17 protein-coding genes and 1 pseudogene are annotated in these 20,513 nt (G+C 40.0%); 15 read left to right on the top strand and 3 right to left on the bottom strand.

Features of this window, described 5'->3' with window-relative positions; translation table 11 throughout:
• Nucleotides 1-4: 4 nt before the first annotated feature.
• Nucleotides 5-970 carry a LacI family DNA-binding transcriptional regulator gene (locus SK642_RS07375; RefSeq protein WP_033684152.1) on the bottom strand — a complete coding sequence of 322 codons (966 nt, stop codon included), beginning with the start codon at nt 968-970 and terminating at the stop codon, nt 5-7.
• Nucleotides 951-2,405: a sucrose-6-phosphate hydrolase gene (locus SK642_RS07370; RefSeq protein ID WP_033684151.1), complete on the bottom strand. Its 1,455-nt coding sequence runs from the start codon at nt 2,403-2,405 to the stop codon at nt 951-953. Before SK642_RS07370 ends, SK642_RS07375 begins: the two co-directional genes overlap by 20 nt.
• Nucleotides 2,406-2,785: 380 nt before the next feature.
• On the opposite strand from SK642_RS07370, the pseudogene SK642_RS07365 reads away from it, so the two are divergent.
• Nucleotides 2,786-4,315, top strand: a pseudogene (locus tag SK642_RS07365) (sucrose-specific PTS transporter subunit IIBC); the annotation flags it as partial.
• Entirely contained in the window at nt 4,301-4,789 is a 489-nt protein-coding gene (locus SK642_RS10980; protein ID WP_033684261.1) for an ROK family protein, read from the top strand. The pseudogene SK642_RS07365 and the gene SK642_RS10980, both read left to right, overlap by 15 nt.
• A gap of 319 nt (nt 4,790-5,108) precedes the next feature.
• On the opposite strand, the gene SK642_RS07355 is transcribed toward SK642_RS10980, so the two are convergent.
• Nucleotides 5,109-5,726, bottom strand: a complete 618-nt coding sequence (locus SK642_RS07355; RefSeq protein ID WP_000076170.1) for a TVP38/TMEM64 family protein — start codon at nt 5,724-5,726, stop codon at nt 5,109-5,111.
• Nucleotides 5,727-5,873: 147 nt separating this feature from the next.
• On the opposite strand from SK642_RS07355, the gene SK642_RS07350 reads away from it, so the two are divergent.
• From SK642_RS07350 to metF, 13 genes are all read left to right on the top strand, one after another.
• A complete protein-coding gene (locus SK642_RS07350) occupies nt 5,874-8,864 on the top strand; it encodes a type I restriction endonuclease subunit R (RefSeq protein WP_033684150.1) in 2,991 nt (996 codons plus the stop codon).
• Between the two features lie 11 nt (nt 8,865-8,875).
• Nucleotides 8,876-9,511, top strand: a complete 636-nt coding sequence (locus SK642_RS07345; RefSeq protein ID WP_051734072.1) for an HNH endonuclease family protein — start codon at nt 8,876-8,878, stop codon at nt 9,509-9,511.
• Nucleotides 9,495-10,673, top strand: a complete 1,179-nt coding sequence (locus tag SK642_RS07340; RefSeq protein WP_033684149.1) for a restriction endonuclease subunit S — start codon at nt 9,495-9,497, stop codon at nt 10,671-10,673. Before SK642_RS07345 ends, SK642_RS07340 begins: the two co-directional genes overlap by 17 nt.
• Nucleotides 10,674-10,682: 9 nt before the next feature.
• Complete coding sequence (locus SK642_RS07335) at nt 10,683-12,167, top strand: AAA family ATPase (RefSeq protein WP_235230863.1); 1,485 nt, start codon at nt 10,683-10,685, stop codon at nt 12,165-12,167.
• 29 nt (nt 12,168-12,196) lie between these two features.
• Nucleotides 12,197-12,547: a hypothetical protein gene (locus SK642_RS10975; RefSeq protein ID WP_235230862.1), complete on the top strand. Its 351-nt coding sequence runs from the start codon at nt 12,197-12,199 to the stop codon at nt 12,545-12,547.
• 36 nt (nt 12,548-12,583) lie between these two features.
• A complete protein-coding gene (locus tag SK642_RS07330) occupies nt 12,584-14,185 on the top strand; it encodes a type I restriction-modification system subunit M (RefSeq protein ID WP_033684148.1) in 1,602 nt (533 codons plus the stop codon).
• 199 nt (nt 14,186-14,384) lie between these two features.
• Nucleotides 14,385-15,155, top strand: a complete 771-nt coding sequence (locus SK642_RS07325) for a Fic family protein (protein ID WP_033684147.1) — start codon at nt 14,385-14,387, stop codon at nt 15,153-15,155.
• A gap of 136 nt (nt 15,156-15,291) precedes the next feature.
• Nucleotides 15,292-15,411, top strand: coding sequence for a hypothetical protein (locus tag SK642_RS11160; protein ID WP_350353754.1), 120 nt, complete (start codon nt 15,292-15,294; stop codon nt 15,409-15,411).
• Nucleotides 15,412-15,479: 68 nt separating this feature from the next.
• On the top strand, nt 15,480-15,884 hold the full coding sequence (locus SK642_RS07320) for a YbgA family protein (RefSeq protein ID WP_033684145.1): 405 nt from the start codon (nt 15,480-15,482) through the stop codon (nt 15,882-15,884).
• Nucleotides 15,868-16,233, top strand: coding sequence for a TIGR02328 family protein (locus tag SK642_RS07315; protein WP_033684144.1), 366 nt, complete (start codon nt 15,868-15,870; stop codon nt 16,231-16,233). The genes SK642_RS07320 and SK642_RS07315 overlap by 17 nt, the downstream gene beginning before the upstream one ends.
• A gap of 186 nt (nt 16,234-16,419) precedes the next feature.
• Entirely contained in the window at nt 16,420-16,713 is a 294-nt protein-coding gene (locus SK642_RS07310) for a helix-turn-helix domain-containing protein (RefSeq protein ID WP_033684143.1), read from the top strand.
• Nucleotides 16,714-17,064: 351 nt separating this feature from the next.
• Nucleotides 17,065-19,314 (top strand): 5-methyltetrahydropteroyltriglutamate--homocysteine S-methyltransferase, encoded by a 2,250-nt coding sequence (metE, locus tag SK642_RS07305; RefSeq protein ID WP_033684142.1) that lies wholly within the window; start codon nt 17,065-17,067, stop codon nt 19,312-19,314.
• 99 nt (nt 19,315-19,413) lie between these two features.
• A complete protein-coding gene (metF, locus tag SK642_RS07300; protein ID WP_033684259.1) occupies nt 19,414-20,280 on the top strand; it encodes a methylenetetrahydrofolate reductase [NAD(P)H] in 867 nt (288 codons plus the stop codon).
• Nucleotides 20,281-20,513: the final 233 nt, after the last annotated feature.

Here is a 20,513-nt window from a genome sequence, read left to right as displayed (position 1 = left end):
GTGTTTAAATACTTTTTCCAGGTAATAGGGTGACTGGTAAGAAGTAACCAGTTGTCGCAACTTCCTTGCCTTCGATCTTTTGTAAGAGGAGATCAACCGTTAGGCAGGCAATTTCTTCCATAGGTTGTTTGATAGTAGCCAGTTGAGGGTAGTAATTCTCGATAAAGTAGGTACCATCATAGCCGATGACTTTAAGCTTTTCAGGGACAGAAATGCCTAGTTCTTGGGCAATTTTAATGACCAGAATAGCTGTCAAATCATCAGAAGCAAAGATAGCATCTGGTTTTTGTCGAGTCAAGATATTCTTGATTTCCATTTCTTTTCTGACAGGAGAAAAGTCACTGGAAACATTGATAATAGGAGCTTTGGGGAGTACAGATGCAAAACCAGCGTGGCGTAGTCCAGTTGGAGAATTGGAATTGTCATTCCCTGTAATCATGATGATAGACTGGGCACCTGTCTTAACCAAGGTCTGGGCAGCAAGAACCCCACCAGCGTAGTTGTCAGAGGAAACGACAGGGATGTCTGGAGACAGGTTTCGGTCAAAGGAAATAATCGGCGCTGTCACGCGATTGTAGTCTTCAATTCCTAGGTTGTGACTACCAGAAATGATACCGTCCACCTGATTGGCTTCCAACATTTCGATGTACTCACGTTCTTTTTCAGAATCGTGCTCGCTGTTGCAGATGATGGTCTTGTAGCCATTTTTGAAGAGTTGGTGTTCCAATTTATCAATCAATTCTGCATAGAAAACGTTGGAAATATTGGGGAAAATCAAGCCGATTAACTTAGCTGATTTTCCTTGCAAACTACGAGCTAGGTTGTTGGGTTTGTAGCCCAATTCTCGCATGGCTTCATTAACCTTTTGAATGGTTTTCTCAGATAGATAACCTTTTTTATTGATAACCCGAGAAACGGTAGTAGGGCTGACGCCTGCAAGTTTGGCGACATCAGTTAGTTTTGCGACCATAATCTAATTCATAGTAAGTTCCAGTTGGGTTTCCAGATTTAATGAGGATACCATTTTGGTCCGCATGTGGGAAGACACGACCAGAAAATACTTTTTCTCCTTTATTGATGAAAATTTCAAAGACAGAGTTATCGATGAAGATTGTAGCAGTAGTAGCCTGATTCTCGATAGGGCAAGAGCGAGTTGTTCCAAATTCTTGGGCATACTGTTCACCAGCCTGGCTACGATCTACTGTCACTTGACCATTTACAAGGTCAAAGTTGATGGAAAGTCCCTTGCCTTCTTTGTCAGTCAGTAAGACAATCTCGCTCTGGCTATTAGCTTCCAAGTTGAGTTCAAGTTCGTAAGTGTTCTTGGTTTTGGAACGGTTTGAGAAAGGTTCTTCAGAAGCACGAAGGTCCTTGATAGCTGCGACTGGGTATTGGTAGAGTTTACCGTCTTTGATAGTCAGTTCTTTTACCAAAGAGAAGGTTCCTTGGTGGTCAAAACGGTCAGATGGATATGAAACATCTGGCAAACCAAGCCAGCTAACTGCTAGAGCACGCCCATCAGGAGCGTTGAAGGCTTGAGTTGCATAGGCTTCGAAACCATAGTCCATGTTTTGAAGTTGAGACACATCTACCATTTTGGCATTTTCAGGATCAAAGGAAGCCCCGATTTTATACATATTTGGATAGATATTGTCGTAATCTAGAACATCTTTATCCAATCCTTGTGGGCAGTAGAGAAGGACAGGTTGCTCCCCTACAAAGACCAGATTTGGGCATTCCATCATATAGGCAGTTCGGTCGTTAGCAAAGTCAAGGTCGCCAACAGCTTGCCAGTTTGTGTAGTCGTTGTCAATAGCCTTGTAGAGACGGACGAAGCCTTTTTTCTCCAAGTCCTGTCCACCGACGATGGCATAATATTGACCTTTAAAATTAAAAATCTGCGGATCGCGGAAGTGGTCGGTAGAGTCTGTAGGCTGATCGATCAAGAACTTGTCAATCTTCGTAATCTTGCCATCCTTGTCCATCAAAGCCCCAATCTGGTAAGGGTGACGGATCCAGTTTTCATCACGGACATTTCCTGTATAGAATAGGAACAAGTTATCGCCAAACTGCATGGCAGAACCAGAGTAGGCACCGTGGCTATCTAATGGAGTGTCAGGCAAAACTTTGACTCCAGTTTCTCTAAAGTGAACCAAATCATCACTTTCCAATTGCACCCAAGATTTCAAACCGTGGGCTGCACCAAAAGGAAAGTTCTGATAAAAAACAATCCACTTTCCGTCAAAGTAAGAAAAGCCATTTGGGTCGTTGAGAAGTCCTGTTTTTGGCTCAACATGATAATGAGTATGCCATGGAGATTGTGCCATATTTTCTTTAATATTTTGAATTTCTTCTTGCGTCCAGTCTTGATAAAGTCTGTAACGACGCTCAGTAGTCCATTCCATTCTTTCATTCCTCCAAAAATCTTATCACTTTTAATAGTAACCGTTTTCGGAAAAAAAATCAAGCTTTTTATGTTAAAAAAGAGAAAAAACTGTCAAACGTTTGTCATAAAATAAATGCAGGAAATCAATCACATTTTCAGGAAAATATGAAAGATAATGAAACAAAACCCTTTTTAACCAATATTTTAAACTTATTTTTTCAAGGAATACCTAATAAAACAGTCAAAATCAATCAATCTAAAGCGAGCTTACTAAGTGGATAGAATATTTTTTCTGCAAAACGCTTGACATATTTCTAAAACATGATAAAATAAAAGTCGTAGGGCGGATAAAATCGCTTTCAAACAAGAACAAAATTTTATATAAGGAGATTTTTGCAAATGAACAATCAGGAAATTGCAAAAAAAATCATCGATGCCTTGGGCGGACGTGAAAATGTCAATAGTGTAGCTCACTGTGCGACTCGTCTTCGTGTCATGGTCAAAGATGAAGGAAAAATCAATAAAGAAGTGATTGAGAACTTGGAAAAAGTTCAAGGTGCTTTCTTTAACTCAGGTCAATACCAAATCATCTTTGGTACTGGTACAGTAAACAAAATGTATGATGAAGTTGTTGCACTTGGTTTACCAACATCATCTAAAGATGACATGAAAGCAGAAGCTGCTAAACAAGGGAACTGGTTCCAACGTGCTATCCGTACTTTCGGTGACGTTTTCGTTCCAATCATCCCAGTTATCGTAGCGACAGGTCTCTTCATGGGTGTGCGTGGTCTTTTCAATGCTCTTGAAATGCCACTTCCAGGAGACTTTGCAACTTACACACAAATCTTGACAGATACAGCCTTCATCATCTTGCCAGGTTTGGTTGTGTGGTCAACCTTCCGTGTATTCGGTGGAAATCCTGCCGTTGGTATCGTTCTTGGTATGATGCTTGTTTCTGGCTCACTTCCAAACGCTTGGGTAGTCGCTTCAGGTGGTGAAGTAACGGCTATGAACTTCTTTGGTTTCATCCCTGTTGTTGGTTTGCAAGGTTCCGTTCTTCCAGCCTTCATCATCGGGGTTGTCGGAGCAAAATTTGAAAAAGCTGTCCGCAAGGTCGTTCCAGATGTCATTGACCTCTTGGTAACACCATTTGTGACACTTTTGGTCATGTCTATCCTTGGACTCTTTGTCATCGGACCAGTCTTCCACATTGTTGAAAACTATATCCTTATTGGTACAAAAGCAATTCTTGGCTTGCCACTTGGTCTTGGTGGTTTCTTGATTGGTGGGGTTCACCAATTGATCGTCGTGTCAGGTGTGCACCACATCTTCAACTTGCTTGAAGTGCAATTGCTTGCTGCTGACCATGCTAACCCATTCAACGCTATCATCACTGCGGCTATGACAGCTCAAGGTGCTGCGACTGTTGCGGTTGGTGTTAAAACTAAAAATCCAAAACTAAAAACACTTGCTTTCCCAGCTGCTCTTTCTGCCTTCCTCGGTATTACAGAGCCTGCTATCTTCGGGGTGAACTTGCGCTTCCGTAAACCATTCTTCCTCTCATTGATTGCTGGTGCAATCGGTGGTGGATTGGCTTCTATCCTTGGACTTGCTGGTAATGGTAGTGGTATCACCATCATCCCTGGTACAATGCTTTATGTTGGTAACGGACAACTTGCCCAATACCTTCTTATGGTAGCTGTATCATTTGCACTTGGTTTTGCTCTTACTTACATGTTTGGTTATGAGGATGAAAAAGAAGTTGCTACTGAAGTAGAGACAGAACGTTTGGTCCAAGAAGAAACAACTGGTAACATTCCAGCAGCTCTTCAAAATGAAACACTTGTAACTCCTATCGTTGGTGATGTTGTCGCTCTTGCTGATGTCAATGACCCAGTCTTCTCAAGCGGAGCTATGGGGCAAGGTATCGGTGCAGGTGTTATCCAACGTGGTGAGTTTATCGGCGGTGTGGGTCACCCTGAAATGGGTCATTATTATGTTGCTAGACACCCAATGGATATTGAAAAGGAATTCAACGGTGTTTGTCCTTTCCATAAGGGATGTTTGGAAGGCTATGCAGCTGGTCCAAGTTTGGAAGCTCGTACAGGTGTACGTGGGGAAAATATTGAACTCAACAATCCTGTTTGGGATGTTCAAGCCTACTATATCGCTCAAGCTGCGGTTAATGCGACAGTGACTTTCCGTCCAGACGTGATTGTCTTTGGTGGAGGGGTCATGGCTCAACAACACATGCTGGATCGTGTCCGTGAGAAATTTACATCTCTTCTCAATGGTTACCTACCGGTACCTGATGTGCGTGACTACATCGTGACGCCAGCAGTCGCAGGGAATGGTTCTGCCACACTTGGGAACTTTGTCCTTGCAAAAGAAGTTTCAAAATAAAGCACAAAATCCGCTTGGGAAACCAAACGGATTTTGTGGTTGAAAACAATGTTTTTGAGCCTTTCCTTAAGTGATTACGGACGGTAGCGACTTTCTTCGAAATTCCATACCTAAACTTTGAGCCTAATGTCTCAAAGTTTCCGAACACCTGAAACCATTAGATTTCAGGTGTTTCTATCACGGCGGAAAGGCTAGGTAAGTCCTCGCCTCACTATCGAAAAATAGGCATGATTTCCATACCAAAGTATATTTAGTATCAAGCTATAATCAATCTTCGCTCTAAAAATCCGCTTGGGAAACCAAACGGATTTTTTATGTGTCAAAGCATTTGCCAGAAAAAGTCAATAATATAGGTCAGACCGTAGGTATAAACCACTAGGGTAAAGGGCTTGGTCAGAATGATGATGGTCATATAGCGCTTGAAGCTCATCTTGGTCAGGGCAGCCAGCATACAGAGAAAGTCAGCTGGACTAATGGGCCAAATCATCATAAAGATAAAGAAACGGTCAAAACGATTGCCCTTATCCAACCAGCCGATATACTTGTCATAGGTGCGCTTGCTGACGACGGACTGGACAAAGGCAGCCCCATAGAGGCGCACCAGATAAAAGATAATAGCACAGCCAATCACAATCCCGATATAGTTGTAGATAGTCCCGATGATGTGTCCGTAGATAAAGACCCCAGCTACTGAGGTCAAGGCCCCAGGAATGATAGGGACAACCGTCTGTAAAATCTGTAAAAAGATAAAGAGAGGTGGCCCCCAGATACCTGCCTGTTGAATAAAGGCAGAGAGGGTTTCCTTGGACTGTAAAACCCCAGCCTGATAAGCCCAAATACAGAAAATTAAACTCCCAACCCCACCGACAATCGACGAGATATTGATAACCTGCTGCAAAAGGGGAGAAACAGCTTTCATTTGTTTATCCTGTGACATGTAAACTCCTCATAGATAGTATAACTCTACTATACCATATTTTAGAGGAGAAAGGGGGAATGAGTCTTTTTGTCATGGGAAGAGTGATGGAATTTGAGCCTAAACATGCTATAATAAAGGAAGCAGACATGTAGCAAAGGAGAGAGTATGATACAGGTAAAACCAGAACTGGAGATAGAAAAACAGCTGATCAACCAACTGGTGACTGGGGAAAGTCAATGGACATACAGAGAAGACCTCAAAACAGAAGAGCAATTATGGGAAAACTTCTTTGAAAAGCTAGCCCAGAACAATGTGGCTCTATTAGCAGGTCATCCCCTGACAGAACAGGAAAAACGCCAGATTAAGAATCAACTGAACTTTGTTAGCTACTATGATGCGGCCAAGTGGTTGGTCGGCGAAAATGGCATTGCCAAGGTTGAGGTTCAGAGAGAAGATGCTAGTTTGGGGACTATCCGTTTATCTGTCATCTGGAGAGACAATATCGCAGCTGGTAAGTCCAGTTATGAGGTTGTCAACCAAGTCGAGAGAGACAAGATAAATCCTCAGGATCAAGACCGCAGGCTAGATGTGACCCTCTTGATCAATGGCCTGCCAATGATTCAGATTGAGCTTAAAAGTCCCCGAGTTGCTTTTCTAGATGCCTTTCATCAAATCAAGAAGTATGATAGGGAAGGCAAGTTCCGTGGCATTTACTCTAGCTTACAGATGTTTGTTGTGACCAATAAGGTAGACACACGCTATATCGCTGCAGCTAGGGAAAATAAACTCAACAAGCAATTTCTAACCAAGTGGGTGGATAAGGATAATCAACCCGTAACGAGCTTGACCAGTTTTGCCCACGAAGTCCTTTCCATCCCTCGTGCCCACCAGATGGTCATGCAGTATTCTGTCCTTGATGATAGCAAGAAAGCTCTCATCCTCTTGCGTCCCTATCAGATTCATGCTATCGAAGCGGTGCAGGAAGCTTCTCGCCAGCAAGCATCAGGATATGTCTGGCACACGACAGGTTCAGGTAAGACCTTGACCTCCTATAAGGTGGCGCGGAATCTCCTCCAAATACCGTCTATCCAAAAGACAATCTTTGTCGTTGACCGCAGGGACTTGGATCAACAAACCACTTCATCCTTCCTCTCCTATGCTACCAATGATGTCATTGATATTGATGAGACGGACAATACCCATGATTTGGTCAAGCGACTAGGAAGTAATGATAAGCGTGTCGTAGTGACTACCATCCAGAAAATCACTACCATGATGCGCAAGTTTGAACAGGGACACTACCAACGAGATGCTGACAAAATCAAGGGCCTCCGAGTGGCCTTTGTCGTGGATGAATGCCACCGTGCCGTGACGCCACAAACACAAAAAGATATTAAGGACTTTTTCCCACAGTCGCTCTGGTATGGTTTTACAGGAACGCCTATCTTTAAGGAAAATAAACGCCAGCAGGTCGGTGATCTAGCCCAAACTACCCAGCAACAGTACGGAGACCGTCTCCATGAGTATACAGTTAAGGAAGCTATCCATGATGGAGCTGTTTTAGGCTTTAAGGTGGATTATCGCAATACCCTCATCACGGATAAATCCGAAAATGACATACCAGATACTGTCTATGAGGATGAGGAGCATATGCTAGAAGTCTTGGATGCCATTATCAATAAATCGCGCCAACAATTAGGCTTCCAAAAAGGAGTGGGTAAGACCTATAATGCTATCCTGACTGTCAAGTCAATTCCTCAAGCTCAGGCCTACTATGATCTCCTCAAAAGAGTCAAGGCTGGTCAGACACGTGTCAAGGTATCGGAGAGGGTCAAGCAGGTCCTTCCTGACTTTCCAAAGGCGACCATCACTTACTCGGTTACGGAGAATGAAGAAGACTCAAGAGCTAATCAAGACCACATGAAGCAGGTTTTAGAGGATTATAACCAAGAGTTTGATACCCACTTTACCATGGCGGATCTGCGTGGCTTTAATACGGATGTCAATAATCGTCTAGCTAGAAAACAGGACAAATACCTCTATCGCAAGGAGCAGTTGGACTTAGTCATTGTGGTCAATCGTCTCTTAACAGGATTTGATGCTCCTTGTTTATCGACTCTCTTTATCGATCGCAAGCCTATGCAACCGCAGGACTTGATTCAGGCCTTTAGCCGCACCAATCGAATCTTTGACAGCAGTAAGACCTATGGTCATATCATCACCTTCCAAAAGCCTCTAACCTTCAAGGAAGCAGTTGATAATGCCCTCAAACTCTACTCGAATGGTGGAGAAAACGAGGTCCTAGCGCCGAGTTGGGAAGAGGAAAAGAGGAACTTTTTACGGAGTTGTAGTGATTTCCAAAATCTCATCACAGATGATCCTGAGGAAGGACTCCAAATCGAACAAATCTCTACGCCTGAGTTGAGGAAACTAGCTAAAACCTATCAAGCCTTTGATAAATATCTAGCCTCTATCCGAGTGTACAAAGAGTATGATGAGGAAGAGCTTTACAGTCAGACGGGACTTGATGGAGAAAAGTTGGAAAGGTATCTGGGACTTTATCGAAATGTTCTTGCAGAATTAAAAAGCCGAGTAGAGGATGATGACGATGGAGAGCCACTTGATATCCATTATGAACTGGAGTCTATCCAAGTGGACGAAATCAACTATGCCTATATCTTGACCTTGATCCAAAGCCTGATTGAGCAAGGCCAGAGTCAAGAAAAGAACCTAAGCGCTCAAGATAAGGAAGCGGTGGATAACTATATTCAGAGTCTTGAGAAAACCAATCCAAATCTTGCCCAGATCATCACTGAACTGTGGAGAGAAGTCCAAGAACATCCAGAAAGCTATCGTGGTCAGTCTATCGCAAATATCTTGGATCAGATGATCGAGGCGGTCATCCAGCAACACATCCAAGTCTTTAGCAAACGTTGGTATGTCGGAGAGGATGAACTCCGTTACTATGTCGAACACTACCGTAAGGGAGCTAAAAAACAACTAGGAGAAAGCCAGCTGACCAAGAGCCAGCGTTATCAAGACTATAAGCTAGAGGTGGCGGATGCCCTCAATCCTCTCCTCTATAAAAAACAAATCAAGGAAGCCTATACCCAACTGGTGGAGGAAGTTATTGAGCCGTTGAGAGTTGGGAGATAAGGGGATAAATTATGGATAAATTGTTAGATAGTTTGCAAAATGTGTTTGGTAATAGATTGCTGGAATATTTTATGGAACAAGACAAGAAACATAAATATTTACAATTGGATGACTATCAAAAAGTAATTCAGAAATTTATTGAGGATGAACAGTTCTTTCGAACTAACTATTATAGTGGGAACCATGTTCATTTCACTCGTTTTCTGCTTGTTAGCATTGAGAAATTTAAAAATAATGATAGAACAATCGATTTTACAGAGTTAGATCATAAAGGTAAATTGATTTGGCAATTAGAACATATTATACCTCAAAGTAAATTTGAACCAGGAGATTCTAACAAGAATAATTTAGGGAATTTAACTTTATTACATGGAGATTTAAATGTAAAAATTTCAAACGAAAATTTTGAAGAAAAAAAGAAAGTCTTACATGAAGAAGACGAGTCAAAGTTTTACATTAATGAAGTTTTTAGAAGAAATAATTTTAAGAAATCTGATATTGATAAGAGATCAAATGATTTAAAAAATGATTTAGTTGATATTGTTAATAATCATTTTGATGCTTATTGTGAAAAAGTGTTGAAAATAAAGAATGAATCTAAAGCATTAAAAGAGTCAGAAAGAAGTGATTATGAAAAATCAGAATAGAAAAATTCCCAAAATTAGATTTAACAGATTTAATAGTGTTTGGGAAGAAGATAGAATTGCAGATATAGTCAAAATATCTGCTGGTGGTGATGTAGATAAAGTAAAATTGAAGGAAAGTGGAAAATATCCTGTTATTGCAAATGCTTTGACAAACAAAGGAATCGTTGGATTTTATGACGATTATAAAGTGAAAGCTCCTGCAGTGACTGTTACGGGTCGTGGAGATGTTGGATATGCAGTAGCAAGACATGAAAATTTTACTCCAATTGTTAGACTCCTGACTCTTCAATCGGAAAAAATTGATGTTGATTATCTTGAAAATCAGATTAATTCTATGAGAATTTTAAATGAATCTACGGGTGTTCCTCAATTGACAGCTCCACAACTTGGAAACTACAAAGTGTATCATCCTAAAATTGAAGAACAATCCGCCATCGGTACCCTTTTCCGTACCCTAGATGACCTTCTGTCTAGCTACAAGGACAATCTCGCCAACTACCAATATCTCAAGGCGACCATGCTCTCCAAGATGTTTCCTAAAGCTGGACAAACTGTTCCTGAGATTCGTTTAGATGGATTTGAAGAGGAGTGGGAAGTTCAGAGTCTCAAAGAATTGGCTAGCTTTTCTAAAGGTAATGGGTATACAAAAAGTGACTTAGTAAATTCTGGAAATGAAATAATTCTATATGGTCAACTTTATACTAATTATCAAACTGTAATCTCTATGGTTAATACATTTGTTCTTGAAACTAGAGAGAAATCTGTAATTAGTAAAGGAGGAGAAGTTGTAGTACCAGCATCTGGGGAAAGTGCAGAGGATATTTCAAGAGCATCAGTCATTGAAAAATCTGGAGTTATTATAGGTGGCGATTTAAATATAATCTTTCCAGATGAGAATAAAGTGGACTCTATCTTCTTAGCTTTGACTATTTCAAATGGAAGCCAACAGAAAGAATTGATTAAAAGAGCACAAGGAAAATCAGTCGTTCACTTAAGAAATAATGATTTAGAAAAAGTTGTTTTACACTATCCTTCTATGGAAGAACAACGCGCTATCGGCCTCTATTTCTCTAACCTCGATAACCTCATCAACTCTTACCAAGAAAAAATTACTCAGCTTGAGACTTTGAAAAAGAAACTCTTGCAGGATATGTTTATTTAAGGAGGAATTATGTATAGTTCTAAAAAAGATTTGATTGAAAAGTTAGAATCTGAAAAGAAAAGATTTCGAGATAATTTAAGTCAAATTGCTGACTATGAAAAAGATTTATATAATCGAGTAGATAATTATCTCTTTGAACTTATTTCTTTTATAAATAAAGAGATAGATGAAAAAGTTTTGTCTAATGATGTAACGGTAAGGTACAAAACATTACGAGATAATTTGTTAGAAAGTATCTACAATTGTTATGGTGGTGACATTAAATCGTATGATTCTTTATTTCCTCAAATTATATATAATTTCAAAGTAATTAAACTTTTCTCTTTCATTGCTAAAATAGATTCTACCGCAGTTATCATTGGGGCTAATGGGGCAGGAAAAACTAGTCTAATTAATGAATTAAGAAAGAATAATAGTAAAATTAATAGTAATGAAATGTATGTTTTGCCTGCTCAAAAACTGTTGTGTTTTGCTACTCATATTCAGGATAGGAATGTAGTTGATGAAGATTCTTATATTACTGAGTTTAACAATATAAACCTAAAGTACGAAACAATAGATTTATATCTTAATCAGATTGATGCAAATTTTTCAAATACTTTTACGAAATTAATAACACTTTTAGTAAAAGACATCATAGCTGTAGCTACAGACAATTTCAGAGGTAAAAATGAATCGTCATTATCTTTGTGGCAAAAATTAGAAAAAATATGGAATAAAATTAAACCAGAAATAAAATTTGATATTGATACTAAAAATACAGTTGTTAAAGTTGAAAAAAATGGGTCTAAATATAGTATAAATGGACTTAGTGATGGAGAACGTTGCATATTGTTTTATATTGGTAATGTCCTTCTAGCTCCAGAAAATAGTTATATTATCGTTGATGAACCAGAAACATTCCTTAATGCTGCTGTCTATAATGAATTATGGGATTTGCTCATATCAGAGCGACCTGATTGTCAATTTATTTTTGCTTCACATAACATGGACTTTGTTCAATCTAGAACAAATGCAACCTATATATGGTGTAAGAATTTTGAAGCACCTTATGATTTGGATTATCAGGTGTTGGAAGAATCACAAGAAATACCATTACCATTATTAACTGAAGTATCTGGTGCAAAAAAGCCAATTTTGTTTTGCGAAGGAACTAAAAATAGTCTGGACTATCAAATATATTCCAAATTATTCAGTAAATTTTGTTTTGTCAAACCAGTTCAAGGGCATAAACAAGTTATTCAATACACAAAAGCTTACAATAAACTAGAGGAAACATATGGTAATAAAGCATACGGCATTATTGATTATGACTGGATGGATGAGGCAAGAATTGAAAGCTATAAAAAGAAAAATATTTTTGTGCTCCCTTTTAATGAGATAGAGATGCTTTTGGTAGATGAAGAAATGGTGAATTATGTTCTATCTGATGATGAGGAGGATAAAAAACAAAAATTAAAAAATTTCGAGACACTGTTATTAGTTTGTGTATAACAAATAAAGATAAAATAATAAGTATCGCTTTGAAAAAGAAACTTGATGAATTTATGGAAGGGAATTTGATAGAAACAAGAGAACCAACCGAGGATGAAGCACGGACATTTTTAGAAAATTTATCAGAAAAATTTGATATAACTGTAACATTAGAAAATATAACTAAAATTGTGGAAGATAGCATAGCTTCTTCAGGTTTTTCGAAAATTTTAAAGATTTGTAACTTGAAAAATGAAATAATTGATTCCAAAGAAATTAAAGAAATAGTTTCTAACTTAAAAGAAAAAGCTTTAAGTAGTATTGCATTGGATAATGATTTACAGAAAAAATTACGACATAAATATTTTGAAGAGTTAGAAATGAAACTATTGAAGCAATAGATAGATTTTTGAATTTATAAAAAAGAAAGAAACATTATGGAAACAACACAAACGTCCCAGTCGCTTTACCAAGCCCTGTGGAACTCAGCGGATGTTCTCCGCTCTAAGATGGATGCCAATGACTACAAGTCCTATCTCTTGGGCATGGTCTTTTATAAGTATCTGTCAGACAAGATGCTCTTTTTCGTGGCGGAGACTATGGAGGAGGGGAGTGAGAGTCTAGAGGCTGCCCTTGAGGTCTATCGTAACTACTATGAGGATGCGGATACCCACGAGGATCTTCTTGCAGTGATGAAGGACGAACTCAACTATAGTATCAAGCCTGAGTTGACCTTTACTGCTCTGGTATCGCGTGTCAATGAGGGGACTTTCCAGTTGGAAGATTTGGCTCAGGGTTTTCGTGATATCGAGCAGAGTGATGAACTCTATGAAAACCTCTTTGAAGATATTGATCTCTATTCCAAAAAGTTAGGGGCAACTCCGCAAAAGCAAAACCAAACGGTGGCGGCGGTCATGAAAGAGTTGGCTGTGCTAGATGTGGCTGGTCATGCTGGTGATATGTTGGGGGATGCTTATGAGTATCTGATTGGTCAGTTTGCGACTGACTCGGGTAAGAAGGCTGGTGAGTTCTATACACCTCAGCCTGTTGCCAAACTCATGACTCAGATTGCCTTTTTGGGTCGTGAGGACCAGCTAGGCTTTACCATTTATGATGCGACTATGGGGTCTGGCTCTCTCTTGCTCAATGCCAAGAAATACTCTCATAAACCGCAGACAGTGGTCTACTTTGGTCAGGAGCTCAATACCTCGACCTATAACTTGGCTCGGATGAACATGATTCTACACGGTGTTCCTGTTGAAAATCAATTTCTCCACAATGCCGATACACTGGATGAAGACTGGCCGACTCAAGAACCGACTAACTTTGATGGTGTTCTCATGAACCCTCCCTACTCTGCCAAGTGGTCAGCAAACTCTGGCTTTATGGCGGATCCTCGTTTCTCTCCATTTGGGAAACTGGCACCCCAGTCCAAGGCTGATTTTGCCTTTCTCTTGCATGGTTACTACCATCTTAAGCAGGATAATGGGGTTATGGCTATCGTCCTTCCCCACGGTGTCCTTTTCCGTGGCAATGCTGAGGGAACCATTCGCAAGGCCTTGTTAGAAGAAGGAGCCATTGATACGGTTATCGGTCTACCTGCTAATATCTTTTTTAATACCAGCATTCCGACCACGGTTATCATTCTCAAAAAGAACCGTACCAACCGTGATGTTTACTTTATCGATGCTTCTAAGGAGTTTGATAAAGGGAAAAACCAGAATATCATGACAGATGCTCATATCGAGAAGATTCTGGAAGCCTACAAGTCACGTGAGGAGATTGACAAATTTGCCCATCTAGCAAGCTATGAAGAAATTGTCGAAAATGACTACAACCTCAATATCCCTCGCTATGTAGATACCTTTGAGGAAGAAGAAGTCGAACCACTGACAGATATCGTCAGCAAGATTAACACGACAAATGAAGCAATCCAAAACCAAACCGCTTCTCTACTTGAAATGCTCGGTCAACTACACGGAACTACACCAGAAGCTGATTCCGAGCTTAAAGAGTTTTTGAAGGATTTTAAAGGGTGATGGGGGAAGTAGCGGAGATTGTAAAAGAAAAAATAGCTTGTCTAAGACTCGGAATAATAAATTCCTGATACAGTCTTTTATTTAAAAACCAAGAGCTAGTTTCGTAAGAAACGACAAATTACTGGAAAATCTAGCTAATCTAATATGGTAGAATAGAATATAAAGATTTTACTTGAAGCTTTGTCTAGAAAGGAAAACCATGACACCGACTTATGAAATTGATAATCCCAGACTCTCTTATCAGACCAAGTTAGACCTATGGGAAACGGGGTTTGGCTTACAAAAGGTAGATGATCTAGAACCGTCGCCGTATATGAGAGAGCTCGCACAGCAAAATTCTCAAGGAAAGTTGACTTATCAAGAAGTTTATGACCAAGTAACGACTTACCACCAAGAGAAGGATGATAGTACAAGAGAAGCAGATCTTGTTGCCATGAGAATTGTGGAGCTCTTGTCCTCTAATGCCTTTAAATTTGCTCCAACAACATTGAAATTGATTCATAGAGAGCTTTTCTTTGGCCTCCTACCACAAGGTATTCCCTTGGGAGAATACCGCTCTTATAACATTACAAAAAGTGAGGCTGTTTTAAATGGAGATAGTGTCATCTATGATGATTTTCGTACGGTAGCAGATAGTTTGACCTATGATTTTCAGCAGGAAAGTCAATTTGACTATCGAGGAAAATCCGAGATTGAAGTAGTGCAACATATCAAGACTTTTATTTCAGGTATTTGGCAAATTCATCCTTTTGGAGAAGGAAATACTCGAACCATAACAGTATTTTTGATTAAGTACCTTAGAACTATGGGATTTCAAGTAGACAACAAACCCTTCCAAGAAAATGCAAAGTATTTTCGAGATGCTCTTGTTCTAGATAATGCGAAGCTATTCCAGAAAAAAACAGAATATCTGGAACGATTTTTTGAAAATCTTTTATTAGGTGGCCAACATGATTTAGAAATAGACTAAGAGATGAACGGTTTATTGTGCATTTTGAGTTAGAAATTATTCCCTCTTTTGAAAATGGGAATGGTCGTATGGGGCGAATGGGTTAGAGTCTTATCTTGTAGAGCATTACCAGATAATAAATGCAGTAGCACAAGAATTGACAGGCTTGAGTGCAGCAACCATTCGTCGCTATCTCCAACTATTTGTAAACCAAGGTTTATTAGAAAAATCAGGAACTACAAAAAACACTATTTATTCGCTCATATTCCGCTCATAATTCGCTCATTTTTTAGATACAACTTTGTTTCCATATTTCCTGGAAACGGATAGAAAGCAAGGAGAAACATGGAACAAACTAATCAAAAATCCCAGTGCCAGCAACTCTGGGCTAGAAATAAATACCTCGTTTTGAGTCATTCCAGCAATATTTACAATGAGATTCGTCAGTATCTCAAGCAAGAAGCGGTGGAGGTGAGTAAGGTTCAAGAGATGATTGACCGTGCCTGCCAGATTCCAGAGCATAGGGGTCAGGTTTGCAATGCTTTTCAGCATATTTGGGGCTATTTTAAAAAGAAAGCAACAGGTGCTGAGCGCAAGGACTATATGCTCTTGTTGGATCGCTATCGCTTTGGTCAAGCTTCTAAGGAAGATGTGATTGCTAAGACTCGAGACTTGCTTGATCGCTATCCCAATACCTACTTGCAACATTCGACGTTACTGAAAGGAGACTCCCGTGAGATTTTGGCATGAGGCTTTGATTTCACAACTTCCCCGTCCTCAACTTTTGGGGCAACATCGAGAGTGTTGCGCCCTGCGTGGCAATGGCTGGGGCAGAAAGCATGCGACGGTTGACTATGTCTTTACTCACTCGCCCTATCGTCTCTATGCCTATCATCGCTTGATCATGGAGGAGATGGCTAGCCGTGGCTACAATGTCAGTCCAGAGTGGCTGGACAAGAACTACCGTGGCAAGACTTGCCCTCCTTATGAAGATTTAGTAGAGGAAAAGTTGACTAGTCCTATATATAGCGAACATGATGATGCCTACTATGAGGAGTGTCTGGCTAATCTCCGAGAGAAGGGGATAGAGCTGGAATAATAGTAAGGATTGTCTTCAATTTATAACTCTTCCCGTAATTTTTTCGAATAATAAAGATGAGATCTTTGGAATTTTTCTAAGGTCTTCTTTTTATAAATGTTAGGATTTACTTTTAATAACTTTTGAGTTATAATTTCTAAGAAGCACAGCGTGAACTGAAGGACTTAAAAGAAAGAGGGGTAAGTGATGAAGAATAATGCTATTGGTAGTAATTGGAAGGATGTCCGCTCTGAGCTCTTTAGCAAGGAGGAAATCCTTGAAAGTGATATGCGAGTGGCTATTATGAGTGAGCTGATTGAGGCTAGGCATGAACAAGGAATCAGTCAGAAAAAGCTGGAAGAACTTAGTGGAGTAAGCCAGCCTGTCATAGCTAGGATGGAAACAGGAAAGACTAGTCCTCAGTTGGACACAGTCTTAAAAGTCCTAGCCAGTTTAGGAAAGACACTAGCAGTCGTCCCACTTGAACAGAGAAAGAGTTGATAGGGATGAAATTACTTGGTTGGCTAAAATCATCCACTGGATAATTTTACCTCCCGTCCGCACTTTTCAGGGAAATATCAGAATTACAAAAGAAAAATCAACCTATAGTCTTTTCTAATAACAAGTCATAGTCACTTATAAGAATTACTAATAACGTATTTGAGTATTCCAACTAAAACACAGCAAAAAACAAGCCATACAAAGGATTTGAGGCATTTGTCTCAAGTCTTTTTCTTTTGTCTAAAATAGTGATATAGTTTCAAACTATATCAAAGCCTAATTTTTTACAATTATACAGATGATTTCTTTTCTGTTAAGATAGTTTCAACAACAAATTTTGGAGGACACATCATGTCAACTACAATCATCGGTTTCCCTCGTTTGGGCGAATTCCGCGAATTAAAATTTACAACTGAAAAATACTTTAGAAAAGAAATCTCAGAAGAAGAACTCCTTGCAGCCGCAAAAGAATTGCGTGCTAAACACTGGAACATCGTCAAAGAAAAAGGCATCACTGAAATCCCATCAAATGACTTCTCTCACTATGACAACTTCCTAGATGCAGCTTTCCTTTTCAACGTGGTACCAGCTTCAGTTCAAAACTTGGACTTGTCTGACCTTGAGCGCTACTTCGCTTTGGGTCGTGGTTACCAAGGAGAAAAAGGGGACGTTCGCGCCCTTCCAATGAAGAAGTGGTTCAACACCAACTACCACTACATCGTTCCTAAATTTGAAAAAGATACTCAAGTCAAACTTGCAGGTCACAAAATCTTTGATGAGTTCCAAGAAGCAAAAGAACTTGGATTGAACACTCGTCCAGTTCTTGTAGGTCCATTCACTTTCCTTCAATTGTCAGACTTTGAAGAAGGCGTGAAAGCAGAAGACTTCGTAGATAGCTTAGTTGCTGCTTACCAAGAAGTTTTTGCTAAATTGGCAGAACTTGGTGCGACTCGTATCCAATTGGATGAAGCTGCTCTTGTCAAAGATTTGACAGCTGAAGAAAAAGCTCTCTTCTTGAACCTCTACAACAAACTCTTGGCTGACAAAAAAGGTCTTGAAGTATTGCTTCAAACTTACTTTGGTGACGTTCGTGACGTTTACGCTGACCTTGTAAAATTGCCTGTTGATGCCATTGGTCTTGATTTCGTTGAAGGTAAGAAAACTCTTGAACTCGTTAAAGGTGGTTTCCCAGCTGACAAGACTCTCTACGCAGGTATTGTCAATGGTAAAAATATCTGGCGTAACAACTACGAAAAGAGCTTGGCTGTTCTTGAGCAAATTCCAGCTGAAAACATTGTCTTGACAAGCTCTTGCTCACTTCTTCATGTGCCATTTACAACTGCTAATGAAGAATTTGAACCAGCAATCTTGAACCACTTTGCCTTTGCAGTTGAAAAATTGGATGAGATTCGTGATTTGGATGCTATCCGCAATGGTCAAGGTGAAGAAGCACTTGCAGCTAACAAAGAACTCTTTGCGACTGAGCGTGTTGGTGAAAATGCGGAACTTCGTGCGCGTATCGCTGGTTTGACTGATGCAGACTACACTCGTTTGCCAGCCTTTGCAGAACGTGAAGCTATCCAAGAAGAAGCTTTCAAACTTCCAGCTCTTCCAACAACAACTATCGGTTCATTCCCTCAAACAAAAGAAGTTCGTGCTAAACGTTTGGCTTACCGTAAAGGTGAATTGTCTCAAGAAGAGTACGATGCTTTCCTTGCTGAAACAATTGACGAATGGATCAAATGGCAAGAAGATATTGACTTTGATGTCCTTGTTCACGGTGAATTTGAGCGTAATGACATGGTTGAGTACTTCGGTCAAAACTTGTCAGGTTACCTCTTCTCTAAAAATGGTTGGGTACAATCATACGGTATGCGTGGAGTTAAACCACCAATCATCTGGGGTGATGTCACTCGTCTTAACCCTATCACTGTTAAATGGTCTAGCTATGCACAAAGCCGTACAAACAAACCTGTTAAAGGTATGTTGACTGGACCTGTTACCATCCTCAATTGGTCATTCCCACGTGAAGACATCTCTATCAAGGATTCAACTCTTCAAATCGCCCTTGCTATCAAGGATGAGGTGCTTGACCTTGAAGCTGCTGGTGTGAAAATCATCCAAATCGATGAGGCTGCTCTTCGTGAGAAATTGCCACTCCGTCGTAGCGACTGGTACGAAGACTACCTTGACTGGGCAATTCCTGCCTTCCGCTTGGTACACTCAACAGTAGCGCCAGATACTCAAATCCACACTCACATGTGTTACTCAGAATTTACAGATATCATCCCAGCTATCGACAACATGGATGCGGACGTTATCTCATTTGAGGCTAGCCGTTCAAACCTTGAAATCTTGGACGAACTCAAAGCGAAAAACTTCCAAACAGAAGTGGGACCTGGGGTTTACGATATCCACTCACCTCGTGTGCCAAATGAAGGCGAAATCGACCACACAATCGAAGCTATCCTTGCTAAAGTGCCAAGCAAGAAAGTTTGGATCAACCCAGACTGTGGTTTGAAAACACGTGGTATTCCAGAAACAAAAGAAAGCTTGATTCGCCTTGTTGAAGCAGCTAAAGCTGCGCGTGAGAAATTGTAAGATAGGATTTCTCAAGAAGCGCTGTTTGGTCAATCTGCCTGTTTCACTTGGATTCTAGGAGTCCAGCTAACAAAAAACAACTAGAAAAGGATAATGACTATGTCACGCCAAACACCGTCACTCTCATTTGAAGTGTTCCCTCCAAACCCAGCAGTGGGTAATGATAAAATTATTTCTGCTCTTCAAGATATGCAGGAGTTGGCTCCCCACTTTATCAGTGTAACTGCCAGCAATAATAAATTTAATATCAAGGAAACGACGGTTCGTTTGGCTGACTTTATCCAAAATGACTTGGCGATTCCGACTATTGCTCACTTGCCAGCCATCTATTTGACTAAGAACATGGTTGCTGAAACCATCGCTGACTTGGACAAGGTTGGAGTGCAGAAAATCTTGGCCTTGCGTGGGGATATCATTCCTGATGTGGAGCCGCAAAAGGATTTCCAGTACGCAACTGACTTGATTGAGTTCATCAAGGAACAAGCCCCTCACTTTGATATTGTCGGTGCTTGTTATCCAGAAGGTCATCCTGATTCGCCAAATCAGATTTCAGATATTCAAAATCTTAAGAAGAAAGTAGATGCAGGTTGTTCGAGCCTTGTAACTCAGCTTTTCTTTGATAATGAGCGCTTCTATGATTTCCAAGACAAGTGTATCTTGGCTGGGATTGATGTTCCTATTCATGCAGGCATTATGCCAATTCTGAATCGAAATCAGGTTCTCCGCCTCTTGAAGACTTGTGAGAATATCCATCTTCCACGCAAATTTAAAGCCATCTTAGACAAGTATGAGCATGACCCTGAGTCGCTCAGAGCAGCAGGACTTGCCTATGCAGTGGACCAAATCGTGGACTTGGTAACTCAGGATGTTGCAGGTGTTCATCTTTACACCATGAACAATGCGGACACAGCAAAATACATCCACCAAGCAACCCATGCCTTGTTTAATCATCAGTCTCTAGGATAATAAAAAGCAAACCATTCTTCTCAAGTGAGGGGAATGGTTCCTTTTTAATGGTAAAGACCGCACTTTTTAAGAAAAATATGATAAAATAGACTCTGTACGTACTTGATACAAAGATGAGGGTATTTAGGTTGTAGAAGTTTGTTTAAAGTTGATTATTTTTTAAACAAAATCTGATAATGTGTGTCTCAAAAAACACGAACGGAGTAAGTATTTAAAAGATATTTCACGCTATC

Source organism: Streptococcus mitis (genome assembly GCF_000722705.1).
Lineage (GTDB): Bacteria > Bacillota > Bacilli > Lactobacillales > Streptococcaceae > Streptococcus > Streptococcus mitis_P.
The sequence above is the reverse complement of the archived record's forward strand: the minus strand, read 5'-3'. Positions and strand labels throughout refer to the sequence as shown.